At 49.2% G+C, this 24156-nt stretch carries 21 protein-coding genes; 4 read left to right on the top strand and 17 right to left on the bottom strand.

Annotation, left to right across the window (positions count from 1 at the left end):
- Positions 1-26 precede the first annotated feature (26 nt).
- Together CRO74_RS10785 and CRO74_RS10780 are read right to left on the bottom strand one after the other, a co-directional pair.
- Positions 27-986, bottom strand: coding sequence for a UTP--glucose-1-phosphate uridylyltransferase (locus tag CRO74_RS10785; protein WP_097125939.1), 960 nt, complete (start codon positions 984-986; stop codon positions 27-29).
- A gap of 193 nt (positions 987-1179) precedes the next feature.
- On the bottom strand, positions 1180-1845 hold the full coding sequence (locus CRO74_RS10780) for an arginine-tRNA-protein transferase (RefSeq protein ID WP_097125938.1): 666 nt from the start codon (positions 1843-1845) through the stop codon (positions 1180-1182).
- A gap of 435 nt (positions 1846-2280) precedes the next feature.
- Between CRO74_RS10780 and tkt the strand changes: the two genes are divergently transcribed.
- Complete coding sequence (tkt, locus tag CRO74_RS10775) at positions 2281-4329, top strand: transketolase (RefSeq protein WP_097125937.1); 2049 nt, start codon at positions 2281-2283, stop codon at positions 4327-4329.
- A gap of 64 nt (positions 4330-4393) precedes the next feature.
- Here the strand turns inward: tkt and CRO74_RS10770 are convergent, their stop codons facing one another.
- The 4 genes from CRO74_RS10770 to CRO74_RS10755 all read right to left on the bottom strand — a co-directional run bounded on the left by CRO74_RS10770 (position 4394) and on the right by CRO74_RS10755 (position 8072).
- Complete coding sequence (locus CRO74_RS10770; RefSeq protein ID WP_097125936.1) at positions 4394-5611, bottom strand: glycosyltransferase family 4 protein; 1218 nt, start codon at positions 5609-5611, stop codon at positions 4394-4396.
- Between the two features lie 172 nt (positions 5612-5783).
- Positions 5784-6554, bottom strand: a complete 771-nt coding sequence (locus CRO74_RS10765; protein WP_097125935.1) for a glycosyltransferase family 2 protein — start codon at positions 6552-6554, stop codon at positions 5784-5786.
- On the bottom strand, positions 6551-7189 hold the full coding sequence (locus CRO74_RS10760) for a WcaF family extracellular polysaccharide biosynthesis acetyltransferase (protein ID WP_097126100.1): 639 nt from the start codon (positions 7187-7189) through the stop codon (positions 6551-6553). The genes CRO74_RS10765 and CRO74_RS10760 overlap by 4 nt, the downstream gene beginning before the upstream one ends.
- Positions 7155-8072 (bottom strand): glycosyltransferase family 2 protein, encoded by a 918-nt coding sequence (locus tag CRO74_RS10755; RefSeq protein WP_097125934.1) that lies wholly within the window; start codon positions 8070-8072, stop codon positions 7155-7157. The genes CRO74_RS10760 and CRO74_RS10755 overlap by 35 nt, the downstream gene beginning before the upstream one ends.
- A 167-nt stretch (positions 8073-8239) precedes the next feature.
- On the opposite strand from CRO74_RS10755, the gene CRO74_RS10750 reads away from it, so the two are divergent.
- From CRO74_RS10750 to CRO74_RS10740, 3 genes are all read left to right on the top strand, one after another.
- Positions 8240-10192 carry a sialate O-acetylesterase gene (locus CRO74_RS10750; RefSeq protein ID WP_245877805.1) on the top strand — a complete coding sequence of 651 codons (1953 nt, stop codon included), beginning with the start codon at positions 8240-8242 and terminating at the stop codon, positions 10190-10192.
- 65 nt (positions 10193-10257) lie between these two features.
- Positions 10258-11022, top strand: coding sequence for a methionyl-tRNA formyltransferase (locus CRO74_RS10745; protein WP_097125932.1), 765 nt, complete (start codon positions 10258-10260; stop codon positions 11020-11022).
- A gap of 97 nt (positions 11023-11119) precedes the next feature.
- Positions 11120-11974 carry a polysaccharide deacetylase family protein gene (locus CRO74_RS10740; protein WP_097126099.1) on the top strand — a complete coding sequence of 285 codons (855 nt, stop codon included), beginning with the start codon at positions 11120-11122 and terminating at the stop codon, positions 11972-11974.
- Between the two features lie 4 nt (positions 11975-11978).
- On the opposite strand, the gene CRO74_RS10735 is transcribed toward CRO74_RS10740, so the two are convergent.
- The 11 genes from CRO74_RS10735 to CRO74_RS10685 form a co-directional block, all read right to left on the bottom strand.
- Positions 11979-13130, bottom strand: coding sequence for a glycosyltransferase (locus tag CRO74_RS10735; RefSeq protein ID WP_097125931.1), 1152 nt, complete (start codon positions 13128-13130; stop codon positions 11979-11981).
- A gap of 19 nt (positions 13131-13149) precedes the next feature.
- On the bottom strand, positions 13150-14316 hold the full coding sequence (locus CRO74_RS10730) for a glycosyltransferase (protein ID WP_097125930.1): 1167 nt from the start codon (positions 14314-14316) through the stop codon (positions 13150-13152).
- Positions 14316-15695: an O-antigen ligase family protein gene (locus tag CRO74_RS10725; protein WP_097125929.1), complete on the bottom strand. Its 1380-nt coding sequence runs from the start codon at positions 15693-15695 to the stop codon at positions 14316-14318. The genes CRO74_RS10730 and CRO74_RS10725 overlap by 1 nt, the downstream gene beginning before the upstream one ends.
- A gap of 82 nt (positions 15696-15777) precedes the next feature.
- Positions 15778-16668 (bottom strand): glycosyltransferase family 2 protein, encoded by an 891-nt coding sequence (locus tag CRO74_RS10720; RefSeq protein ID WP_097125928.1) that lies wholly within the window; start codon positions 16666-16668, stop codon positions 15778-15780.
- A 3-nt stretch (positions 16669-16671) separates the two neighbouring features.
- Positions 16672-17781: a glycosyltransferase family 4 protein gene (locus CRO74_RS10715; RefSeq protein ID WP_097125927.1), complete on the bottom strand. Its 1110-nt coding sequence runs from the start codon at positions 17779-17781 to the stop codon at positions 16672-16674.
- 121 nt (positions 17782-17902) lie between these two features.
- A complete protein-coding gene (locus CRO74_RS10710) occupies positions 17903-18910 on the bottom strand; it encodes a hypothetical protein (protein ID WP_097125926.1) in 1008 nt (335 codons plus the stop codon).
- Between the two features lie 18 nt (positions 18911-18928).
- Positions 18929-19954, bottom strand: a complete 1026-nt coding sequence (locus CRO74_RS10705) for a glycosyltransferase (protein ID WP_097125925.1) — start codon at positions 19952-19954, stop codon at positions 18929-18931.
- Between the two features lie 8 nt (positions 19955-19962).
- Positions 19963-20790, bottom strand: a complete 828-nt coding sequence (locus CRO74_RS10700) for a DUF5672 family protein (protein WP_097125924.1) — start codon at positions 20788-20790, stop codon at positions 19963-19965.
- The gene (locus CRO74_RS10695; protein ID WP_097125923.1) at positions 20787-21821 is read right to left on the bottom strand and encodes a glycosyltransferase family 9 protein; all 1035 of its coding nucleotides are present in this window, start codon (positions 21819-21821) and stop codon (positions 20787-20789) included. Before CRO74_RS10695 ends, CRO74_RS10700 begins: the two co-directional genes overlap by 4 nt.
- Before the next feature lie 2 nt (positions 21822-21823).
- Positions 21824-22894, bottom strand: coding sequence for a glycosyltransferase family protein (locus tag CRO74_RS10690; protein ID WP_097125922.1), 1071 nt, complete (start codon positions 22892-22894; stop codon positions 21824-21826).
- Positions 22895-22933: 39 nt separating this feature from the next.
- Positions 22934-24154, bottom strand: coding sequence for a glycosyltransferase family 4 protein (locus tag CRO74_RS10685; RefSeq protein WP_097125921.1), 1221 nt, complete (start codon positions 24152-24154; stop codon positions 22934-22936).
- Between the last annotated feature and the right edge of the window lie 2 nt (positions 24155-24156).

Below are 24156 nucleotides of genomic sequence, written 5' to 3'. Positions count from 1 at the left end.
GGAAGCTTCGAGATGACAAAAGTGCCTTATTGAACCTGTTGTGCCTTTCGGGTATTTGCTTCGGCCAGCAGTTCAACCATAGAGGTCAGGGTTTCGTCATGGGCTACACCCGCTAGTCCCAGCGCCATCTGCGCCCGCAGCAGGCCCTGACGTCCGCTTAAGTCGTACCGATTTCCTTTCACTTCCAGCGCCAGGTATTTTTCAGTATCGGCTAATGCCTGAAGGGCCGGGGTTAACAGCACGTTTTTGCTGCCCTCCGTTAATTGCTTCTCCAGCAGAGAGAAAACCGTAGGTGTCAACACGTGCATACCGAAGAAGCAGAGGTAGTAACCCACGCGCAAACCGGGTGTTTGTAATTCGAGTTCGGCAACGCTTAGCGACGGCTTCTCAATGAGTTTTTCGATCTGATATACACCTGTCATATTGGGCACATGTTTGCCGGTCAGGGTGCCGTAACGGCCTATCTGATGCTCGATGGTTGGGTTAACCGCCGAGACAGAGCAATTTTCCTGCATGGCCAGTTCAATCAACTGCGCAGCGCACCGTTTACGGGTGAGGTTAGAAACGTACAGATAGTCGCCTAACAGGAGCAAAAAGGGTTCATCATTGACAAACTCCTTCGCGCAATAAACGGCATGACCGTATCCAAGGGGTTCCTGTTGCTCCGTAAACTGGATTCGGCCGATGAGGTTGTCAATTTTTTCGGCCTCTTCCCGCGCCCAGTCGACACCCTTGTACGATTTTACCAGATTGTCTCGTAAAGATGTGAAGGCGTTGATGTATCGTTCTCCATCACCGGGGGCACAAACGACGCATATTTCGTCGATGCCGCTCAAAAAGGCTTCCTCGGCAATCGCCTGAATGACTGGTTTGTGTAATCCATCGGTATCAATAACCGGGAGCATGGCTTTTTGAATGGTATCGGCTACCGGATACAATCGTTCCCCACGAGCGGCTGCTGTGATAACTGCTTTTTTTATTTTCATTGGTTAGTGCGTATTCAACTGTCGAAGATAATAGGACAAAACTAATTTATCTATGCTTAACCGCCCGATCAACCGTACTTGTATTGACTTTTTAGCCTAGGTAGTGAAATAGTGAAAAGTAAGGGGTTGCCTTAGTGGTGGAACCACGCACAACCGGAGCCAGACAAAAGCCGTTGAAATTACGCAGGGGTCCTTATTGTTGCTCTAGTTTAAAGGTCGCCATCGCGTTCACCGTTTCCCACGAAAAGGGGAGCCATCGGCCGGTGTTCTCATCGAATACCTCGGTAGCTGCTTCGCAGGGGAATAGTTTGTAATCGAACTTTGGGTAATAGCTAACCAGATAGCCGGGATAATAATACTGTTTCTGTTGATTCCGGGCGTAGTTCACCTTGAGCAGCATAAGGTATTTACCCAGGCTTTGCTTTCGATAGTCCGGATGGTAAAAATTCATGATGCCCGCAATACTGGTTTCTCCGTTATCGAATATCCCTACAGCAATGAGCCTGTTGCCATCACGTACTTCAATGGCATAGGTATCGAATCCGGATTTCAGTGCTCCGTTCAGTAACCAGAATTCAACCGAAAGCGGGGCGTCAAAATCGACCGACTTTTTGTAGAGCGCATACAGTGATTCAATTTCTGGAGTTAACACAAATGGCTGGACAGTTACTGAAAACTTTTCGTTGATGCGAAGTAGTCGGGATTGCTTTGGACCGAATGTAATTCTGGCCAGTGACAGCCTTAGCCAGTGTACCGGGCAGAGGGTATCGTTAAAAACAATATACTGGCAGGTGAACACCTCCTGCTGCATCCGAAAATAGCCTATACTGAGGAATAAGTCTAATTCGCTTCCTTTCATTTAGGGTGGGACGTCAATAGAGAACGCCTTTTTACGGTTATCGATTGAAGGCAATTTAGCGCAAAATTCGGTACAGATTTGGCAAATCATACAGGAAGTCAGCTGTATTGATTCAAGAAAGGTAATCCATAAGATGTCTATAAAATGCATGACTGGTTTTAGTCTGTAACGAACCTGAACAGGCTACTGAAAAGGGTATATTGTTGAATCAGAGTAGTATAAGGTCCCGAAAGTTGCCGGTTCAGGGCTGGTCAACGCTACTATTGCTAACTAATTGGTTAGACTAACGGCTTGTAAATCAGCCTGTTTTTGTCGGGTCGCTAAGTTTTTTCAATCTTCTTTTGTGTTTGACAGTTTATTTATAAATGCTGTTAGTCGGCTGGATAGCTGCGGCAGTAACATCGGATCATTTTTCAACGTTTGCCTTTTTTCGTTATGACCACTCAATCGGTTGATCTCGACCAACTCAGTATCAATACCATCCGGCTTTTGTCGGTTGATGCGGTTCAGAAAGCTAATTCTGGACACCCCGGCCTGCCCCTTGGTGCGGCTCCCATGGCCTATGTTCTCTGGTCGCGCTTTTTGCGGTTCAATCCAAAAGACCCGCACTGGCCGGATCGGGATCGGTTTGTGCTGTCGGCCGGGCACGGTTCGGCCTTGTTATACAGCCTGTTACATCTGTACGGATATGACCTGTCGCTCGATGACGTAAAGGCTTTTCGGCAGACTCATTCCCGCACGCCAGGTCACCCCGAGTCGAACCTGACTCCAGGTATTGAGGTGACTACCGGCCCGCTTGGGCAGGGGTTTGCCAATGGGGTGGGTATGGCCATAGCCGAAGCATTTCTAGCCGCAACCTACAATCGGGATGGCCACACGGTCATGGATCACTACACTTATTCCATTGTCAGTGATGGCGATCTGATGGAAGGCATCGCGTCTGAAGCTGCCTCCCTGGCGGGGCACCTGAAGCTGGGAAAACTTATTTATTTGTACGACGACAACCTGATTTCGCTGGATGGTCCTACCAATCTGGCATTTACCGAAGACCGGATGGCGCGCTTCGATGCCTATGGCTGGCATACGCAACACGTGGCCGATGGGAACGATCTTGAGGCCATTGAGCAGGCTATACGCGCAGCCCAAGCCGAAACGAACCGGCCTTCTATCATTGCCGTGCGAACGGTTATCGGCTTTGGCAGCCCAATGGAAGGGACCAGCAAAGTACACGGCAGCCCATTGGGCGATGAAAATCTACGGAAAACCAAAGCGTTTTATGGGTTTGATCCTGATAAAACATTCTTCATTCCCGATGAAGTAAAGCCTCATTTACTGGAAGCCGGAAATCGGGGTGCCGACCTACAGGCCGATTGGCAAAAACGGTTTGATGCCTATAAAAGCCAGTTTGCCGATCAGGCTCAGCTATTTGACGTATCATTTACGGGGAAATTTCCGAGTGATTGGGAGGCCGATCTACCCAAATTTGCTCCGGCTGATGGGCCATTGGCTACCCGGCAGGCGTCTGGCAAAGCACTGGAAGCGCTGAAAAAACGAGTTCCTTATCTTTTTGGTGGCTCCGCCGATCTGGCTTCTTCCAATGAGATGCCAACGAAGGGTGACATCAGTTTTCAGCCCGGTCATTACGGTAATTCGAATATCTGGTTCGGGGTGCGCGAACATGCTATGGGCGCGGCCTTGAATGGCATGGCCCAGCACGGTGGCGTGCATCCCTACGGTGGTACCTTCCTGAATTTCTCCGATTACATGCGGGGAGCCATCCGGCTAACAGCTTTGGCAGAGTCTTCGGCAACGTTCGTGTTTACGCACGACAGCATCGGTTTAGGCGAAGACGGGCCTACTCACCAGCCCGTTGAACAAGTCGTTTCGCTGCGCACGATACCTAATATCATTGTATTGCGACCTGCCGACGCCAACGAAACCGTTGAAGCCTGGCGCGTGGCCCTGCAGCAGCCGAAGACTCCGGTAGTGCTGATACTCTCCCGCCAGAAGCTACCCGTACTGGATCAGGAAAAATACGGCTCGGCACGCGGTCTTGAGAAAGGAGCCTATATTTTGAGCGAAGCTGAAGGAGGAATACCCGATCTGATTCTAATTGCCACAGGTTCTGAAGTGTCTTTGGTGCTGGAAGCGCAGACCGAACTCAAGAAGCAGGGTATTCGGGCGCGGGTTGTGAGTATGCCCTCCTGGGAGTTGTTCGAGAAACAGGATCAGGCGTATCATCATGAAGTATTGCCGCCATCGGTTCGTAAGCGGCTGGCGGTTGAAATGGGCTCACCAATTGGCTGGCACAAATATGTAACGGACGAGGGCACGACCGTTAGTATGAACCGCTTTGGCTTATCTGGCCCCGCCGAAGAAGTGATGGCCTACTTTGGTTTCACGGTAGACAACGTGGTCAAGACCGCCAAAACTGTGCTGGAAGGAAATCCCGAAGGGATTGAGAAAAAAGAGCTATTATCCTGAGGCCGTTCATAGAAAAAAGCCCTTCGACTGCTAGAAGGGCTTTTTTCTATGAATTCAGGTTCGATTATAAGTAGTCTACGATACGTCGTCCAACAATTCCATTCTGCAACTCTCTCCGTAACACGGCCTTTCGTCGGCGCGGATGGGTTGAAACGTACATCACCCGCATTTTAAGCGTAAAGCTCACGATCATATACAAGCCGAACATACAGCCCAGTATTACCAGGGATAGTGTGTTGGAAATGTTGCGGTGCAGAAACAGAAATAAGATGGTGTTGAAAAGTGAAATACCACACAGAACGGCCGTTGCTCCGGCATGAGACAGCCCATTATCCAGCAGAATATGGTGCATGTGGTTCCGGTCGGCCGAAAAAGGTGACCGGCCAGCAAGGATTCTGACCAGAAAGACCCGCAAGGTATCAAAAATTGGTACGATCAAAATGACAATCGCAATAATCGGGGCGTTGAAGAAGGCGGTAGGTTCGTAGCGGTAAGCGGCATTTAAGTTAACGAACCGAACGGCGAAGAAAGCCAGCATAAAGCCGATTATCAGCGAGCCGGTATTACCCATGAAAATTTTGCTGGTTTTTGAGAAGTTAAACCGTAAAAAGCCCAGCAAAGCCCCAGCCATCGTAAAGGCCAGACACGCCATCGTAAAATGATTTGTCAGTAAAAACCAGCCGCCAAACGTGGCACTGGCAATGGTTGAAATGCCGCCCGCTAACCCATCAATGCCATCAATCAGATTGATGGCATTGGTCAAAGCGATAAAAATGAAGCAGGTTAACACCACGCCCACCACTGGCTGTATGTGGTGAAATCCCATAATGCCATACAGGTAGTCGACCCGTAAATCACCAAACAGGATTAAAATCATGGCAGCCAGCACCTGAAACATCAGTTTTTTTGCCGGATCGATGCCAACCAGATCATCCTTAATGCCAATAAAGAACAGGATGGTCATGCCAACAATGGATAGGTTGGTACTATAGGTGCTGTAAAGATCTGCCCTGTCAAGGCTGGGCCATAGAAAATAGCCGATCAGAATAGCGGCAAAGATGGCAATACCACCAAAGGTGGGCGTTGGTGTGGAGTGAGACCGGCGTTCGCCGGGTTTTTCCATCAGCGATTTCAGTTCAGAAATCTTAATTACAACAGGAATGGCGATTACAGCCACAAAACAGGCTACTAAAAATGACAGTACACACTGATAAAGGCCAATCGTAAATGCTTCATCATTGAATTTATTTTGCAGGTATGCAATTAATAAATCAACATTCATAAGGTGGGGCGTTTAATGACTATCAAGCTTATAGGCTCGATGAGTGTTAAAAACAACTCGAAAAATAACGCTACCTACGTAAACCGGTCATCTGGTTTGGGAGTCGAAGGAGCGTAAAAATTGTGGTTTTACCTATTCATACCTGCGAAATCTGATCTAACGGCATGTTTAGTTACTTAACATTTATTGCTGGCGGCTTGGTAATATATTGTTTCAATTTACGTAAAGGCTTAAGCCAAAATGTAAAAAAATAAGGTTTTAACCCATTCAATTGCCAGGCCAACTGGTCTTCCCGATTAGCGCGAAGGCGGTTTTGTAGGCTACTGTTGCTGATCCCACCAACCCGCATAACGATCGTCACCTCGTCCATGTAAGCTAGTTTAGCTTTATGCTTGTGAATGAATCGTAACATCAGTTCATAGTCGGCGGCACTCTTCATGTCTAACCGAAATAAGCCATGTTGCAAATACATCCACCGCTTGGCAAAGAACGAGAGGTGTCCGGGCATCCATCCCCAAAGGAATGCATTTTCACTGTACCAGCCCGAACGCCAGTAACGTCTGAGCTTTTTAATGTCTGTTCGGTCTACATAAAGCATATCGCCATATACTGCATCGCTGTCCGTACGCTCAAAGGTAGCAACCATGTTTTCTATGACACGGTCATGACGGTAAAAATCATCGGCATTCAACAAGCCAATTACGTCGCCGGTTGCCATCTGGATTCCCTTATTCATGGCATCGTACAGGCCTTTGTCTGGTTCAGATATGAATTTGACTATTTTACTACCGTACGACTCAATGATTGCTACCGTTCCATCGGTCGATTTACCATCAACAATAATATATTCGATGTTGGTGTACGTCTGGCTGAGCACGGATTCAATACAATCCCGGACAAATTCTGCACCATTGTAGACAACCGTTATAACTGATACTTTCACGCCTTAATGTTTCGTTGACGAACCCAGACAGCCGGGTTCCCCTGATAAATACCATACGCCTTGAGCACATGCGTCGCCACCGAATTAACGGCCAGTACAGCATGTGATTCGCAGCGAACACCCGCACAAACAATGGCTTTCGCCCCAATCCAGACCCCGTCTTCAAGGATAATCGGCCGAGTGGTCAGATCAAATGTGGACCGCGAGTAGTCATGATTACCAGTTAACAACATAGCACCTTGAGATAGACAAACGTTATTGCCAATGGTCACATTGCTAAGGTTATCAATCCAGACATTCTCGCCAATCCAGACTTGGTTTCCAACTGTAAGTAACCACGGATACTTGATATTCAGGGCTGGTTTTATGACGACACCCTCACCAATTTTTGCCCCGAAAAGCCTGAGCACAGCTACCTTAAGAGCAATAGGGATGGGGAGATACGTGTTCAGGAAAAAAGCATTGACCAGAAACCAAAGAATAACCTTCCAGCGTGGTCCTGGATTATACCAGCTGATGTTAAACTTCGTAAAATCCGTTTTCCCGTTCTGAACGTTAGAATCCGTTGCCCGGTCAGTATTTAATTCAGGACTGACCGACTTATTCGGGTCGGGCTGGTCTAAGGTCTTTTCCATATTCCGTTCGGAAATAGTTGATAATTGCTTCTTTGTCGGTGCCTACCCGAATGTTTACCTCCATGAGTTTGGCATCGACCAGAAAACGGTACCAGAGTGCCTGTAGGGAACACCAGACAAAGCCCGCCTTGCCATCCAGGAAACCTAACCGGATAAAATACCGATAGATAAAGTATAAAATAGGACGGGTAAAGAGGGGTAATGACGCGTACTTCTCTTTTAAAAACCGGATTCGCTGCTCTTGTGTTCCAAACAGCCTGGGTTGAACCGTCTCGGCTTTGTCGAACTGATAACGGTAATTGAGCAGATTAATCATTTCCAGAATGGTATAATGATTATGCTTTTGCGTCCACCAGGTCAGGTTATTGAGGTTATGGTCAACAATGTCATGATCAAACTGAATGGGCTCCCCTTTGGTCAGTTTAATGTGTTCGTCGTGCCAGACCTGCTCACAGAAGCCGTCCCCCCGTCGCCAAAGCCGCAGTAACCAGATCGGGTAAAAACCACCGTGGCGCATCCACCGATTCAGGAAGAACACCCGACGTTTTACATAAATACCCCCAACAGAAGCCGGGAGGCTATGAAGACGCCGATTTATTTCGTCGGCCAGCTCAGGCATCACATACTCATCGGCATCCATCCGCATAAGCCAGCCCGTTTGAAAAGGCGTATTAGTAATGCCAAAATTAAATTGAGTGGCGTAGTTTACCCAAACATTTTGAACCACCTGAGCACCCAGCGAACGGGCAATCTCAACGGTTCTGTCAGTCGAAAATGAGTCGACAATAAATATTTTATGCGTAAATGGCAGTAAGCTCTGAATACAGCGAGTAATGTGTTTTTCCTCGTTATGTGTCAGGATGATGACTGATACGTCGGTCATACTCAGATGAACTATAGACTGTCTATAAGCCTGTTTTCATTCTTTTATGCGAAAAAAGAATGTATTTTTACCCGCTTGTTTGCGTAACAAGAATGCGCACAATATTATAACTTTTTTTATAGTCAACAAAGCCAATGAAGAGACTTTACCTTGGAGTTATATTGTTTTTGTACTATTTCCAAGCTCAGGGGCAACTAATTTTTGATCAGCTACCCCGTGAGTTACAGTTATATCCGCGTGATGCCAGTGGTCAGGCCCAGGTTGTTGTAAGTGGCAAAATGGATACGCCCGGTTACACGAAAATAACGATGCGGATGGCTCGGGAGGGCGTATTGACAAACGTGGCTAGCCAGAGTTTAGAGCCAGCGAACAGCAATACCCCGTTCAGTTTATCGGCCACCATTAAAGCTGAACCGGCCGAGTATTCCTTTCAGGTATATATATTTAAAGGAACAGATTCACTTCTGGTTGCTAACCCTCAGCGTATTGTTTGCGGAGACGTATATATCATACATGGTCAATCCAATGCGCTGGCACTTAGTAACTTCGATGAGCTGTACTCGTTTAACTTCAATGACAGGTACATGCGCAATGTGGCTTATCCGTATCTTGGCTTACCCTCTCAAATGAGATGGTACCCAGCCAAACAACCCTTTGCCAGTATTGGCGGGTTAGGCTTGACCCTGCAACGGCTCATTCTGGAAAATTATGGTATTCCTACCTGTGTCATTAACGGCGCTATGGGAGGGACGCCTATCAGTGCCTTATCGATACGTGATTCGATTAACCATGCTAATCCGATTACGTTCTATGGCGATCTGCTAAATCGGGCCCAGTGGGCGGGCGTTGCCAAACAAACAAAAGCAATTATCTGGAAACAGGGGGAAGAGGATGCCGGAAGTGGCTTGCCTGGGTATCCGGCAAAATTTGCTACCCTCTATAAACAGTTCAGAGAAGATTACGGCAACGCCCGCATCTATGTAGGCCAGATTAACATTTTAAACAACCCACAGGATAGTGCTGCAGCCCTGCGCGATTTTCAACGGCGAACGAAATACCTGTTCAATAACGTAGAAACCATCGCTACCGTGGGGACGCCGGGATATGATGGCGTTCATTACAGTGGTCTGGCGCACCAACGAATGGCCTTCGAGCAGTTTCGGCTCATTGCCCGCGATATTTACGGATCGAAGGATACACTTCAGATTAACTCGCCGGATATAAAAAAGGTATTTTATAACAGCCGTAAAGATTCCATTACCCTGGTTTTTGACGATCAGATGCAAATGGTCTGGAAAAATGACACCACCTTTTACAATTTTGCAACAGGGGCGAAAATCGCTTATCGGGAGCAGAAAGATTTCTTTTATCTGGACCGGCAGTCGGGCCTGGTAACGGGTGGTTCGGCCAGTGGAAACCGGATTATACTAAGTCTGAAACAACCGACCTCAGCCAAAACGATCCGTTACCTGCCTGCTTATTTTTCGGATGCCGCTTCGCCATTTTACGACGGTCCTACGCTTCGGAATACCCGTGGCATGCGGGCCTTTTCCTTCGATAACGTGGCCATTGCCGATGTAATCCCCCCTGTAACTACGCTGGCTGCCAGACCAGTATCGGAGAAACAGATACAATTGAACTGGACCGCTTTACCAACGGCACAAACTCAGATTCTGGAACGGGCTACCGGCACACCCACAAATTTTACACAAATTGCCAGCTTCGCCGGAACCGTTGGTGCCTATACCGATACGAACGTGCCGGACATGTTTGGTACTTATTTTTACCGATTACGCGCCTTCAGTGCGGTTTCAGAGTCTACATACAGTAACGTTGTCAGTGCTCGCCCACTGGTGCTGGGTGCCGAGCCAACCGAACCTCTTGTTCAGATTTACCCAAATCCACTGGCATCGGACCGTACGCTATATGTAGAAGCAGACCAGGCCCTGTTTACTGAGTTAACGGTACGTGACTTATTTGGCAGAGCGGTAAAAACCTGGCGTGGTACGCCTAAAAAGGCTATTTCACTGGCACTCGATAATTTGGAAGCCGGTCTTTACATCACGGATGTACAAACCGTAAATGGACACTTAATTCGCCGAAAACTGATTATCCGTTGATAAGCGAATACTGGCTTTCGGGTCTGAATGTGTAGTTTTGTGGCATCAATGTTATATACTTGTTTATGCGCCTTGTGATTCTTACGCAGGATGACCCGTTCTATCTTGCTCGTAATATCGATTATTTACTCAAAAACTTACCTCCCTACGCTGAAGTTGTAGCAACAGTTGTGTTCGACGTATCGCCGTTTGGCAAGCGCGAAAGCTTTAGTGAGAAGATGAAGAAGACGTACGATATTTTTGGTCTGCCGTTTTTTGTACGGTATGGCTTCAAATTTGTAGCCTCAAAACTAGATAGCCGAAATAACGTGCGCAAGGTGCTGGCTGATCGGAACATTCCCCTCATTCATATTGATGGCACTATTAATAAAGACGAGAATCTGGAGAAACTAAAGGAGTACAAGCCAGACCTGTTTCTTTCCATTGCGGGGAATCAGATTTTCAAGCGTAAACTTCTGGATGTCGCTACCCACGGGTGTATAAACCTGCATACAGCCCTGTTACCCAAATACCGTGGATTGATGCCGTCGTTTTGGGTATTGAAAAACGGAGAAACACACACGGGGGTATCCGTGTTTTTTGTAGACGAAGGCATTGACAACGGCCCTATTCTGGTGCAGGAGAAACTTGCCATTGGCAACATGACCCAGGCCGAACTAATTGATGTGACCAAGAAAATGGGTATGGATGCCATGTTGGAGGCCATTGAAAAAATTCATTCGGGTAATTATGAGTTAATAGAGAATGATGCATCCCAGATGACTTACTTCACGTTCCCCACGCGTGATGATGTAAAAGCCTTTCTGGCGGCCGGTAAGCGGTTTTATTAAAAGGAAAAAGGAGAAGAAAGGGACTAATGAGGTAAAGGGGATGATGCTAGCACTCCTTCCTGTTCTTGTTCGCCCCTGCCTCCCTTTCAATTTCATTATGAATATTTTAACGTTTGATATTGAGGAGTGGTTTCATCTTCTGGATAATGACTCGACCCGGACAGAAACGGAATGGAGTCGATACGAAACCCGGATCTACCATAACATGGACCGGATCTTTCAGCTTTTAGAGGATACTAAAAGCCGGGCTACTTTTTTTTGTCTGGGTTGGGTTGCCGATAAACACCCGGATATAATCCGCCGAATTGACGCTGCCGGGTACGAGATTGCTACCCACTCCTATGCGCACCAGCTTGCTTACGAGCAAACACCCGCCGAATTCCAGGCAGACCTGGAACGGTCGATCAAGCACTTGCAGGATTTGACCGGTAAAAAAGTTCGTTCTTACCGAGCTCCCGGGTTTTCGATCAAGGAGTACAATCGCTGGGTATTTCCGGTTTTGCTGGAGCAGGGAATCGAAATTGACTGCTCGGTTTTCTCGGCTCGTCGCTCGCATGGGGGCGATACGTCACTGAACATGTTCGAACCAGGTTATCTGAATATTGACGGCACGTTGCTCAAAGAGTTTCCGATCAATACCGCACCTTTGTTTGGGCAGGACCTTATCTTCTCGGGTGGCGGTTATTTCAGACTCTTTCCCTATAAAGTTATCAAGGGGTTAGTGAACCGGTCAAAATACGTCATGACGTACTTTCACCCCCGCGACTTTGATCCGGGTCAACCCATGATTCCCGGCTTAAACCGCGCCCGGCAGTTTAAATCGTACTACGGCCTCGGAAATTGTCTGCCCAAATTGCAGCGATTACTCCTCGATTTCCCATTTGTCGACCTTGCCGAAGCCGACAGGCAGGTTGATTGGGCTAATGTCATTCGCCGGGATGTGCGGGTGTAGGTTACTATTTTTTGCAAACGTTCGTGTATTCGTCAAGGAGCTGTTTGGCGACTACATCGATGTCATATTGTTTCTTCAGTAAGGCCGTCGCATTCCGGGCCATTTCCTGGCGCAGTTGTTCGTTGCCAAGTAATTCTGCCAGCCCTTCCGTTACACTTTCCGCCGTTAAGCTGGCTAGTACACCAGCCGCTTTGTGTTCCCGAATTACGTCGCCAAAGCCAACCCGATCGGATACCAGGGTGGGTGTGCCCGCTGCCATAGCTTCTAGCACAGCCATTGAAAAGCCTTCCGAATAGGAGGGAAGGGTAAACAGATCGGCATCAGCGAGGGCCGCTTTCTTATCATCGCCGGTTAGCATACCCACCATTCGGATTGAATCGCTGAGGTTATTCTGTTCGATGAACTGCCGGGTGGTTGCTTCATAGCCGTCGTCAGGGCCAGCCAGCGCCAGCACGGTATCGGGGTGCTGACGAACATACTCCCGAAAACCAGGCAGCAGTAGATCGAGCCCTTTCTTTGCATTCAAACGACTCATGAATAACACCAGCTTTTTGTCCGTTGGCAGGCTAAACTTCCGGCGAAACGTACCCTTAGGCGGCAGCGTGACAAAATCGCTCATTTTAACCCCGTTGGGGATGATGACGATGTTTGGATGCGTATGACCCAGGTAACGCAACACATCCTGCTGTTCATCGGTATTGTTGATCTGCACCAGATCGGCCCGCTGGAGGTACGTTTTTTGGGCCAGTGAATCCATTAACTGCTTTTTCCAGTTGTTGTGCGCATACACCCACCGATCAAGCACCCCATGAATGGTAATCACTTTGGCCACTGTCCGGTCAATCATGAAAGGGGCCAGGGTGCCAAAATGCCAGAGACCGTGGCAATGAATAATATCGTACTCGTGCGCGTGCTTTCGTAGATACTGGTATAGCTCAATTGAAAATTCGCGAAAAAATTTACTGATAACGGGTGTTCGCTGGCAGAGAATAAGCCGCGCCCCGGTCGGAACAGGATAGGGTTTTTCGCCGGGCGAAACGGGGCTCAGAATGTCTACCTGATGACCATAGCGGAGAACTACCTCCGTATGATCGAAAATGATTTTGGGAGGACCACCCGACTGCCAGGTGTACGCACAGATATTTAAAATTCGCATGGATGCTGCGGAATATCGATTAATTCATGATTTTATGAAAGCCCTCAAGCATTTCCTGAGCCACTACTTCGGGGGCGTAGGGGGCGATGAACTCCTGGGCGAACCGTCCCATTTGCCTGACATCCACGTTTCCGTCCATGAACCGAAGAAGGTATTGCATGAGTTGTGCAGGCTGGTCCGGGTCGAAAATGAACCCGTTCTTTTCGTGATGTACGAGGTCTTTCACACAGCCACAACGGTCTGAGACAATAACGGGCAACCCACAGGCCATGGCTTCATTCACCACCAATCCCCACGGTTCCGAACGGCTTGGCAATACCAGAACGTCGCTCGCGGCCAATACCTCCGGCACGCGGAACCAGGGGCGACCGGGTAACATAGTTACCTGATCCGTCAGCACCAGCGCGTCGATCTGTTGAGTTAGAGAATTACGTTCAGTACCATCGCCCAGTATAACTAATCCCCATTCTGACGGATGTAGGGTGCGTTCGAGTGCCTGGTGAAACGCATCGATCAAAACAGGTAGATTCTTAGCCTCAATGAGCCGACCTACAAAAATGAAATTTTTGGCTCGTAAGTGCATGGTTTGTTGGAGGCTTGCCCGATTTGGGAGCGTCCTTTGGTAAACAGCCCGAAGGGCGTTATTGTCCACCGCACTTTTTCGGAGCAATATTTTAGCAGAGGGAACGCCTAACTGCAACAGGTAGTCGGCGGATTGGCTGCCAAAGCAAAAAAAGCCATCGCACTGACGAAAGACCCAGCGTTTAAACAGTTCTTTCCATTTCCCTCGCTGATGATCTGAGGCCGTACTTTCGTTTTGCATGACCACACGAACGCCATTTGCCCTGGCCCAGCCTAACAAGGCGAGTTGCGCCGGGTCATAATAGCCCGTCAGGTGAATGACGTCTGGTCGGTAAGCTCTCGTTCGCTGAAGTAAAGCCCGCACTCGTTCAACCAGGCCGATATCTTCTAAATACCGGTCGAACAACAATTCATGCTCGTATACATAAGTCGGTGTTGTTTCGTCAGTTAGTGCTTCCAGACTGGCACGAGAACGCTCATTACGGGCAATTTGCAGGACGCGCACCGAAGTATTTTCCTGCTGGTTAACCAGTTGTTGTAACGCCTGAAATACGGTTGATTTATAGTGAGCCCATAATAGATTATGAACGATAAGAATACGCATCAGACTGGTTCAGCGGAAGGCACAACAATAAATTGATCTTGTGTATGGTTAACGGCATGGTTGGTAAGATGGGCGGGAAACAGGTGTTCGACGCCCATAAACCGGATCATCAACGAAAGCGGAAACCAATAGGAAATTTCGGTTGGCCGCCCATTTGTAAAGAGCTGTACAATCAGAAGCAGATAAAAATAGGCAAGAAACGTATTTAACTGATTCGGATTTGTGCGCATGTTGCGAACAGAGTAATAAAGGGCCATGCCATTAATGCCCCCGAATGTTAATAAACCCAGAAGACCCTGATTGACGAATGCTTCCAGAATAGGCACATCGAAGTACTGGAATTTGTAGCCGTAGCCTAAAATGAGCATATATATTTTAGGCCCCATCAGGTTGCGAAGGAATGTCAGACCAACGGTTCGGTTAGCGGCCGAGTCGTCGAGTACGGCTTTATATTCTGTCCCTTGCGCCTTCTGCCCGAAAAGCGCGTAGACATTTTCCAGGTTACGCTCTAAAAAGCTGGAAACATAGTCGTACAAAACCAGGTAAGCCGTGAAGTTGCGCTGGAAGAAATAGATGACTCCCATTACTCCCACAACCATGATAAAAATAGGTACAGGCTTGACGAGGCTACGAACCGCCGAACGAATCTCTGTTGGACGAACGTGGAAATACATGAACAGGATCGTTGCCAGGATGAAGGCCAGAATGCCGGACCGGGTTTGAGTAAGCACCAGAACAGCGATATTAAGTACCCCGGCAAAAAAGCAAAGTAACTTGAACAGGATGTTCGACTGCGGCCGTAAGAGGCCAATGGCACAGGCAATGACGCCCATGTAGGCATTTCGAGAAAAAACGTGGGGGTTGCCTGATCCCTCATCGCCATTATTAAGCGTAATGGTGGCCCGCTGACCGATGGCCCAGGTGGGATCGGTGATCAGCGCATAAATCAAACCCAGGTTGGACAGCAGCGTAAATAAGACGACTATCGGAATAAAGACCCGGATGATCTCATTCGGTATGTTAATGAGCAGGAACAAAAAGATCAAAACGTACGCGAAGTAAATCATGTCCCGATCATAATCCGGGAAGTTTGGATAAGCATTAAATAAGAACATGTAAAAAATGCTGAGCAGGATGTAGCAAATTCCCAGCGTAAGCATCATCATATTCGGGCGATACAATCGGCGAAGTAACGTAAAGGGCACCATCATTACCAGTCCGCCCGCCAGCGCCACTGCCGTAAACGCAGTGCTGCCGGGTGCGAGTTTCAGGGTTTCCCGGAAAAAGAAAATCAAGGGGTAACCATCCAGAAGAATACAAATACCGACCACCATTCGCATATAGTCGAGTGTTTGTACAAAGCGAATGAATGTGTTCATAAGTTGGACTCAATTAATAGGGTTGAGGTCAACGGTGTCGATTAGACGTAAGGATACGCGCTTGTGTACACCTATTGACATTCTATTTATTCAGACGAAGGCGATGCCGTACGTAGGCGAACTCACCTTTGAGCACGAAAGTCATCAGCTTGCGTAGTCGACAATAACGTTGCCAGAAAGAGGCTCCCAGACGTGAAGTTAACATCGGCTGGTATTTCTCTTTTATCTGCCTGTGTTCCTGAAGGCCCACAGTGGCCGCAATGGTAGACGACTTCGCGTCGGGCTGTACCCGAAACCCGCCCCAGAATCCGTCAACGTGTTGAAAACGCATACCGGGCTGAACGCCTAATCGGGCAACAATCTCATAGTCGATCACAAAGCGCAGGCTTTCGTCGAGCATGCCCAGTCGGAGTAATTGCTCCCGGCGGATAAACAGCGACTGATTAAACACCTGCATTCCTTCGTAAATATGGCATTCTGCGCAAAAAGCCGGTGCCCGCATTTCTTCCAGAATAACGTCAGTTTCATTGGTGATGTACATATCTCCAAAAAAAACGTCCGTATCCGGTGCTTTGCGCCAGGCCTGGGCAACCCGATGAAACGCGTCTGGAGCAAAGACATCGTCGGAGTTTTGAAAAGCGACGTAGTCGCCGGTTGCTCGTTTGAAGCCTTTGTTTATGGCATCCGTTTGCCCTTTATCCTTTTCACTTACCCAGCCAGCCAGGTAGGGTTCATACTTTTTTATAATATCCACACTGCCATCGGTAGAGCCCCCATCCATGATAAAATATTCCAGATTCGGATATTGCTGATTCAATACGCTCAGGATGGTGCGCTCCAGGTACTGTGCCTGATTGTAAGACGGGGTAACGATGGTAAGTTTTGGATACTTGCTGGCATCCGTAGGGTTAGCCGGAGCAGACGAGTACGGCTGAGTAACAAATGTATGAAGGGAAACAGGAGTCGATGCCATCGGTTAGTGGAGAGATTTATAAACCTCCAATGTTTGGCAGGCGGTTTTATCACATGAAAAATTCCGCAGCCGCTCAATTCCTCTCAGGCGTAGGTCGGCACACAATGCATCGTCTGTAACAACGCGCTCGATGGCTTCAGCGATTGACTCATCGTCTTCGGGGTCAAAATAAAGAGCGGCATCGGCAGCTACTTCGGGTAGTGAACTTCGGTTGCTCAACACAACGGCACAGCCGCCACTGTACGCTTCCAGAACGGGTATGCCGAAGCCTTCATTCAAGGAAGGAAAAACAAAGGCACGGGCATGTTTGTACAGGGATAGCAGACTGGCATCGGAAGCTGGCCGGTAATGAACGCGGTTCGCCAGTCGGGACGCATGAAACAGGGTCTGCTCGTCTCGACTGAACGCCCCCCCTCCGGCACAGATTAGATGTAAATCGGGATGCCGCTGCAAAACAGGCTGTATTGCCCGGAAAAAGCCGGTGAAGTTTTTGTACAGCCCCCGTTTGCCCACATACAGTAAATAAGGAGCCTGCAAAGGCGGGATGTTGTATTCACTTGCCGATGCATATTCCCCCAGCGTTGTGCCCAGATGAATAACTTTTATCTTCTCCGGTTCTACCGTGAAAAAACGCATGATCTCCTGCTTCGAAAACTCAGAAACGGCAATAATGCAGTCGGCCCGGCGTAGTAACACCTTCTTCAGATCGTATAACCCTTCGCCTACTTCAGGGTAGATGTTGCCGTATCGTTCGCTGGTTGCATCGTGGAAAGAGATGACAAAAGGCTTGTTGCCCAGCGAATCCAGAAAATAGCGATGATAGTAGGTCGGGTGAAAAATGTCAAATTTTCCTGCTTTGACGCGCCGAAGGCTATATAGTCTGTTTAGAACGGAGGCAACCCGATGAGCATTCCGAACCTGAGCCAAACTCCGATAGCGTAGATGCCGACTAAAGGAAGCCTGATCGAGATATTCGTTATTGGATAATCGCAGGGATAGTTCAAATTCAATATCTGTTCGCTTGGCAAACGAACGCATCAGTTCAAAAAAATAGCGGGAAACGCCCCCGTAGGGTACGCCCGTGAACGATTGATGGTCGTAAAGTACTTTCATGAAGGGAAATCTACAAACGAAGGTCGTTTGTATTTTTCTGAGATGATTTGCCTACAAAATTAGAGTTAATAGGGGATAAAACCTTACTCCATACGCAATATTCCTCCAACGGGTTAAACGCTTAGCGTGGGATAGAGAACTGATCAATCAATCGGGTAACGCTTCGAAACGACTGGACTGCCGTATAACGCCAGCCCCGCAAAACGACCGGTTCCGGCTGTTGTCCGTACGTTGACTTTACCGGACATTGCATAAGTCCTTCATGAGCAGTGAGTGCTTGCCGGTAAGTAGCCAGTAGTGGGGCAAGTTCGGCCCTATCTGAAAGGCGAAGCCGGTTCTGATGCGGAAAAAATCCCTGATCGGGGTGAAGCCATCCTTTGACGTTCATGAATAGCAGGGGCTGATCCTGTCCTTCGGGCCCTGTTACTTGCCAGCCGTTCTCTGTTTGCTGAAGGCTGCGCTCATGCAGGTTCCAGAGAGCAACGTGCCAGCCCGGATTCTTGATGATCCGCACATCCTTAAAAAAGACCGGCACATGCATTAGCCAGATCTGGTCGAGACAAAGGCCTTCGCAATAGTTTATAAATGCGCGTTGCTGAACCCGGTCTGTCCACCAGGCTAATAGCTTATCGGTTTCGGCAGATCGGCGGAAACCAAGAAAATCGGAGCTGTACAGGCCGATGTTCTGAAAAAACTTCTCGTCGGGCCAGAGGGAATCGGCTGGATTTCGGGTAATAAACGGGGTCAGCAAGGCGGTTGACTCCTCAAGGTTCTGCCAGATAGTCGACAACGAGCCCGTGAAGTACACGTTTGGGTCGGCATAAAGAAGTTTATCAACTTCGGGGTAGCGCCGAAATACCTCAGCAATAAAGGTTGGTTTACAGGCCGCGGCAAACTCTGTCGGGGTGTAACGCGCTGACAATTCTGCCAATAGTGTAGTCTCAAGTAACTCACTGACGGGCAGAAGCGGATAAGGCGAAACGAAGCCGACGGGTAAACGGGCCGGATCATCGACCAGCCCCAGGATAACCGAAGAGCTACCGGTAGCGTGGACCGAATGACGAGTAAAACTGTCGCCCAAGGCAATCGCCTGGGGAAGTTGTGAGAGGGTACAGATGGTTAATAGCACAGTAATTGCAAAGCTACGTCATTCGAGTAAATCGCCCAACATCGCCAGGTATGGGGCGTACCAGTTGGCCGATGCGTCGGCATACCGGTTGTAGTTGCCGCGCTGCAGACTACGCAGAACCGGTAGTACCCGGCCAAGCCGGTTATTGGGCAAACTGCTGCGCATGGTAAAATGGGCTAATCGTCGGCGAAGTTGAGAAAACCCCGGTGCCGTTTCCGAAACACGTTTGCTCAGCAACTGGCTTATTTTGGTCAGATTAATCTGTTTTTCGCGAAGGGGGGCCAGTTTACCCGCCCGTCGACGGGCCAGCCGATCCTGCAACCGCACCGACTCAGCCGCTTCTTTCTCACGTACGCCAACCTGTTGCTGAACGTGGGTTCGGTAAAGTTGAAATGGGGCATCAATGAAATGTACAGCGTTGCTGGTAGCGGCTACCAATGCCATCCAGCCATCGTAGATATAATCGGTAGGTAAGTCATTGGGTACCGGCAGCACTGTGGCCAAAAACGATTTACGGACAACGGTAGCACAGCCCATCATTCGATTTCCGTCCAGCAGCACTTCCAGCGATTCGCCCGTTTTCCAGCGGGTTTGTGCCTTTTTATCGAAGCGGACAACCTCCCAGAATCGCCCTTTCTTTTCCTGAAGCCGCTCGTCCGTAACCCAGGCGTCGCAAAACGCTACCTGCGCTTCGGGATGCTGCATCATGTACCGGGTCATGGTGGCAATTTTTTCGGGTAACCAGAAATCGTCCTGATCGCACAAAAAGATCAAGTCGCCGGTACAGGCTGACAGCGCCCGTTCGAAATTTTTATTGGACCCCAGCCGTACCGTATTTTCGAGAACCCGCACCGAAAAGGGCGCATCAGCGGCAAGTTTGGCAATCAATTCGGTGGTGCCATCAGTAGACTGGTCATCGCAGATAACGATTTCGTTGGGCAGTTGCTGTTGTTCAAGCAAGCTCTGCCATTGTACGGGCAAGTAGGCGATGCCGTTATACGTACAAAGGGCAATGGAGATGGTTGGACGTGGACTTTCGTTCATGCAATGAATCAGATTTGATAGCCATACCGGGCAAAAACAGGTCGCCAGTAGTCGGTACCGTGGATGTTCCAGGCGTGGCAACCGAAGGGTAACTGGCCCTGGTTGTAATGCTCAACGGCCCACTGAGGAAAAAACTCAATGGAAAAGTGGAGCGCTTTCCGATAGGAGGGTATGCGCAAATGAGGCCAGTACCGATTGACTTCTATACCCCAGAAAACATCTTCGTGGTATTGGTGCAGCGTTTTGCGTTCGTACTCGTCAATTTTATGCTTGAATCGTTTTAGGCAGCGCAGCATTGCCGACACGCGCCGGAGGGTAAGGCCGCCGTTGCCGACTCCGTTGAGGTTTATAATTTCTCGCGGGGTAATGCCGTCCGGTTTTTTGAGGTTTAGCCAGGTAGCCAAACGCTGCCGAATCGTAAAATCGAATTTATCGAACCAGCCCGTAAAGTCGCGGTCGCGGAGCCAGGGCGCGCCAATGTAATCGTAGTTTTGCTGACACCAGTAAGCCAGGTCATCCTGAAAGACAAACGCATCCAACTGGTAAATCAGCACGTATTCCTGATCAGTAAACGCGCTGTAAAACTCTTCGGACAGCATGAGCCGGTTGTAGCCCTGTACATCCGTGAAATAGCGTTCGTCGAACGTTCGGGCGTTTACATTGGGGCCTATTTCCTGATAAGCCGTGATGTCGAGGGCGTGGGGTGTAGCGAGCCAGATCGGGTAATTGCCCAGCACCCGAACACATTGCGTTAGGGCAATGCGCTCATAATCGGTGAGTTGAGCCTTGTAGGCCGGTATAACTATGTTGACACTAACAGAGCTGGACTGCATCATACTCGTTTGGGTTGACCTACCTCTTGCTGAACGGCCTGTTGAACCCAATCGTAGGGTAGTTCAGCGCATGGATGACCAAAGTTGTTAAGAATCGTCACCCCCTCCCCTCGTTTATACCGGCCTGAGTAGGGCAGGTAATCGACAAAGTCATACAGTTTTCCTAACAGCAGAATGCCGGTTACGCCCGCTGCATTGGCCATGTGCGCCGGTCCGCTGTCGATACCAATGAACAACCGGGCGTGTTGGATCACTTCGGCCGTTTCGAGCAGATTTAGCTGACCGCACAAGCTGGCAAACCGTGGGTTGTTGGTACGGATGGTTGGCGTAAGCCCCACTTCAATAACCGGGTAAGGATACGTTGCCAATAGCCAGTCGACCAGCTTATTCCAGTTCGCTGCGGGCCAGTCGCGGGCAACATGGCTTGACTGACAGTGGATCACAATGGGCTGTTTGGGCAGTTTACGGGCTTTTACGGCTTGTTTAATGGCTTCCGGGATATACATCCGGGGCTCGTCGGTAATGGGGGGTAACCCGGCCGCCTGCGAGAACATGTATAGTAAGTCGCCCCGGTGATAATAATTATCGAAGGTAAGCCCTAACTCATCTGCCGTTGGGTTAACGGGGTCTTCGGGGCAGTATTTACACTTTCTATGCGAAATGTGCAAGTTATATACCTTGTCGTAGATGCCGGAGCGAAGCAGTTGTACTCGTTCGCCGGGGCATTTTTCGACCAGAAATCCATCCAGATTCGGGTTGTATCTGACCAGGTCGACGAAGGCTTCCTTGACGACCCAGAGGATATAGGCATTGGGATGAAGCTGGCGTACTTCCCGCGAAACCGGTTCGCAGGCAATAATATCGCCCATCTGTTCAGATAAGATAATGGCAACCAGTTGCCGGTCTCTCAATCGGCTTTTCAGCAAACGGAGTTGAATGTACTTAACCGCAAACGACCAGAACTTACCCACAATGTGGGTGATCTTGTGGTAGCGATAGATCCAGATTTCCCGAAAACGAGGCCCTTCTGTCATAGTTAACGAGATTCTAAGAGCGTGATAAGTTTGTTGAAAGGCAGCTTCAACAGCTTACGTACCCGCTGATAACGGAAAACTTTAGGCGGCTTGATATACACGCAGGGGTATTGGCGATATAGTTCGTTCTGGTTAGCCAGCAGTTGATTGCGGTATAAATCGAACAGAGGCCTTACATCGGGTCGCTGCTGTTCGGGCTTATCGGCAAAGCGGTATGGCTTTCCGCCGGTCTGGTTAGACTTATTGGGAAAGCTGTAACGCGTTTGGTATTTGGAAATCTCATCGGGCTTATCCGGATTGTAGCCGCTAAAATGAAAAAACTGTAATGGCTCGGTTTGTTGTGCTGGCGTAGATGCCCGTTCTCCACTTACTACCCAGTTTCCGGCATCGGTTTGGCTAATAAAGCGTTCGTGCAGATTCCAGTAGGCCATATTATAGCCTAAGTGATGATCGATCAGAACGTTGTTGAAATAAACGGGGGCAAAGTTTACCCAGTGCTGATCGACAAAAAGGCCTTCGCAGAGGTCGATCCGGCATTCGTACACCAGGCGGTCTTTCCACCAGTTGACGAATTGATGGGCGGTAGCATCGTTGCGAAGCCCAATAAAGCCCAGATTGAATATACCCGTATTCAGGTGATGCTGTTCGTTGGGACGCTCCCAGTCGGGAGTGGGGGAACAGGTGTGTGGGGTTAATACCAGGCTGTGCCGGGTCAGGGCTTCATTCAGTTCGTTGAGCGGCTGAAAAACGATGATATCGGGATCAAAATAGATAACTGCGCTGGCATCCGGGTAGGTCTGGTACAGGTAGTCGATGTAAAACGGCTTTACTGCGGTGTTTAACTCCGTAATGTCGTAGCGGTCGCACATGGCGGCAAAATCGGGAATCCCAATTTTATCTACCTCCAGCATGGGGTAGTCCGGAACCAACTCTGCGGGTAAGTTAGCAACACTCAATTTATCAACTAACCCGATTATGTATTGGTAATCAGGGTTGGTCTGTCGAAGTGAGTCACCCAGGGTACGGGCCTGAGCTAAATAATTTATAGAACAAATCGTGAATGCAAGAGTCATACATTGGGCACGGCAAACGGCCACCAGCGTGGAGCGGGGCTACTGCCGAGTCAGTTTCTCAAACAAAGTTACAAGAGTTTCGACGCTTTGCTGAGCCGGATGGCGTTCGAGTATCTTTTGGGCAAGTCGCTGCCCCATCTTTTTGCGCAAATCCGGATCCCGAAGCAGGTCGATCACGCGGCTGCTCATAGCATCGAGGTCCAGGTAAGGCACCACGAAACCGCCATCTTTTTCTACGAGTTCGGGGGACCCACCGGCATCGGCAAAACAAACGACCGGTACGTCGCTCAAGCCCGCTTCAAACACCACCAGCGGGTAGGGGTCTTCGCGGGAACAAAGGAGAAACACGTCGAACCGACTCAGGTAACGCAATACCTCCGGCGTAGGTGGAATCAGGTGAACATTTTCACTAAGCCCCGCTTTTCGAATATCGACTAATAGATCGTCACGAAGGTTTCCGGAAGGCACGCCTACCCAGACAAAATGAACAGGCCGGTCAACGGCCGTTTTTGGGTCTAACGAACTCTCCCGGACGCGACCAATCACTTGCCGGGCCACCGAAATGAAGAGGTCGTTGCCTTTGCGCCATTCGGCGTTGCCGCAGCCGCCCACAATGAGAGCATTAGCCGGTAAACCCAGCGCCGGGTAAGGGCTCGGCTGCTCACGGGCCTGTTGGACCTTGCGGGACAGGGTGGGAGTATCAATAAGGGTATACAGCGTAATGCGGGCCGGATCAAAGCCGTGTTGCCGTTCGTAGTACCGGGCGGTCGCTTTCGATACCGCCAGCAACTGCGTGGTTCGATTGAGCAAAAAAGCCAACTCGTCGGGGTGAGTATAGATCCGGACCGACATGTCGAGTTCATGCACGAAGGTAACGACGGGTATGTGGGCAGGTATGGCCAGTTGCCCAAACCACCGGCTACTGGTAACGGTATTGACAAGCACCAGATCGAACGAAGTAATATCTAGCTCCGTTTGTATGGCCCGTTGTCTGCTTGTCTGTTGCCGCTCCTGAAAACGCTCCCACAGGCCCAGTTTAAACAGCACTTTATCGGCGAGAGCGCCCACAACGTATGGGCTGGGGGCGGGCCAGATGGTAACCGGACAAATGGCCCGGTAGTCGTCGAGCAGTGGACCACCTTCACCCAGCAGTAAATGCATGGAAAGACCTTCCGCCTTCAACAAACGCATGAGGTTGAGCAACACAATCTGTGCACCCGCCCGGTTGGCATCGTGGCCTAGTAACAGTAGTTTTTTCAACA

Origin of the sequence: Spirosoma fluviale (genome assembly GCF_900230225.1) — a bacterium.
GTDB classification, from domain to species: Bacteria; Bacteroidota; Bacteroidia; order Cytophagales; family Spirosomataceae; genus Spirosoma; species Spirosoma fluviale.
This window is presented reverse-complemented; position numbering and strand designations above follow the sequence as displayed.

What these genes read in the sequence shown, in the direction of transcription:
- CRO74_RS10785 (WP_097125939.1), bottom strand. Translation starts at nt 986, where the DNA reads ATGAAAATAAAAAAAGCAGTTATCACAGCAGCCGCTCGTGGGGAACGA.
- CRO74_RS10780 (WP_097125938.1), bottom strand. Translation starts at nt 1,845, where the DNA reads ATGAAAGGAAGCGAATTAGACTTATTCCTCAGTATAGGCTATTTTCGG.
- tkt (WP_097125937.1), top strand. Translation starts at nt 2,281, where the DNA reads ATGACCACTCAATCGGTTGATCTCGACCAACTCAGTATCAATACCATC.
- CRO74_RS10770 (WP_097125936.1), bottom strand. Translation starts at nt 5,611, where the DNA reads ATGAATGTTGATTTATTAATTGCATACCTGCAAAATAAATTCAATGAT.
- CRO74_RS10760 (WP_097126100.1), bottom strand. Translation starts at nt 7,189, where the DNA reads ATGGAAAAGACCTTAGACCAGCCCGACCCGAATAAGTCGGTCAGTCCT.
- CRO74_RS10755 (WP_097125934.1), bottom strand. Translation starts at nt 8,072, where the DNA reads ATGACCGACGTATCAGTCATCATCCTGACACATAACGAGGAAAAACAC.
- CRO74_RS10745 (WP_097125932.1), top strand. Translation starts at nt 10,258, where the DNA reads ATGCGCCTTGTGATTCTTACGCAGGATGACCCGTTCTATCTTGCTCGT.
- CRO74_RS10740 (WP_097126099.1), top strand. Translation starts at nt 11,120, where the DNA reads ATGAATATTTTAACGTTTGATATTGAGGAGTGGTTTCATCTTCTGGAT.
- CRO74_RS10735 (WP_097125931.1), bottom strand. Translation starts at nt 13,130, where the DNA reads ATGCGAATTTTAAATATCTGTGCGTACACCTGGCAGTCGGGTGGTCCT.
- CRO74_RS10730 (WP_097125930.1), bottom strand. Translation starts at nt 14,316, where the DNA reads ATGCGTATTCTTATCGTTCATAATCTATTATGGGCTCACTATAAATCA.
- CRO74_RS10725 (WP_097125929.1), bottom strand. Translation starts at nt 15,695, where the DNA reads ATGAACACATTCATTCGCTTTGTACAAACACTCGACTATATGCGAATG.
- CRO74_RS10720 (WP_097125928.1), bottom strand. Translation starts at nt 16,668, where the DNA reads ATGGCATCGACTCCTGTTTCCCTTCATACATTTGTTACTCAGCCGTAC.
- CRO74_RS10715 (WP_097125927.1), bottom strand. Translation starts at nt 17,781, where the DNA reads ATGAAAGTACTTTACGACCATCAATCGTTCACGGGCGTACCCTACGGG.
- CRO74_RS10705 (WP_097125925.1), bottom strand. Translation starts at nt 19,954, where the DNA reads ATGAACGAAAGTCCACGTCCAACCATCTCCATTGCCCTTTGTACGTAT.
- CRO74_RS10700 (WP_097125924.1), bottom strand. Translation starts at nt 20,790, where the DNA reads ATGATGCAGTCCAGCTCTGTTAGTGTCAACATAGTTATACCGGCCTAC.
- CRO74_RS10695 (WP_097125923.1), bottom strand. Translation starts at nt 21,821, where the DNA reads ATGACAGAAGGGCCTCGTTTTCGGGAAATCTGGATCTATCGCTACCAC.
- CRO74_RS10690 (WP_097125922.1), bottom strand. Translation starts at nt 22,894, where the DNA reads ATGACTCTTGCATTCACGATTTGTTCTATAAATTATTTAGCTCAGGCC.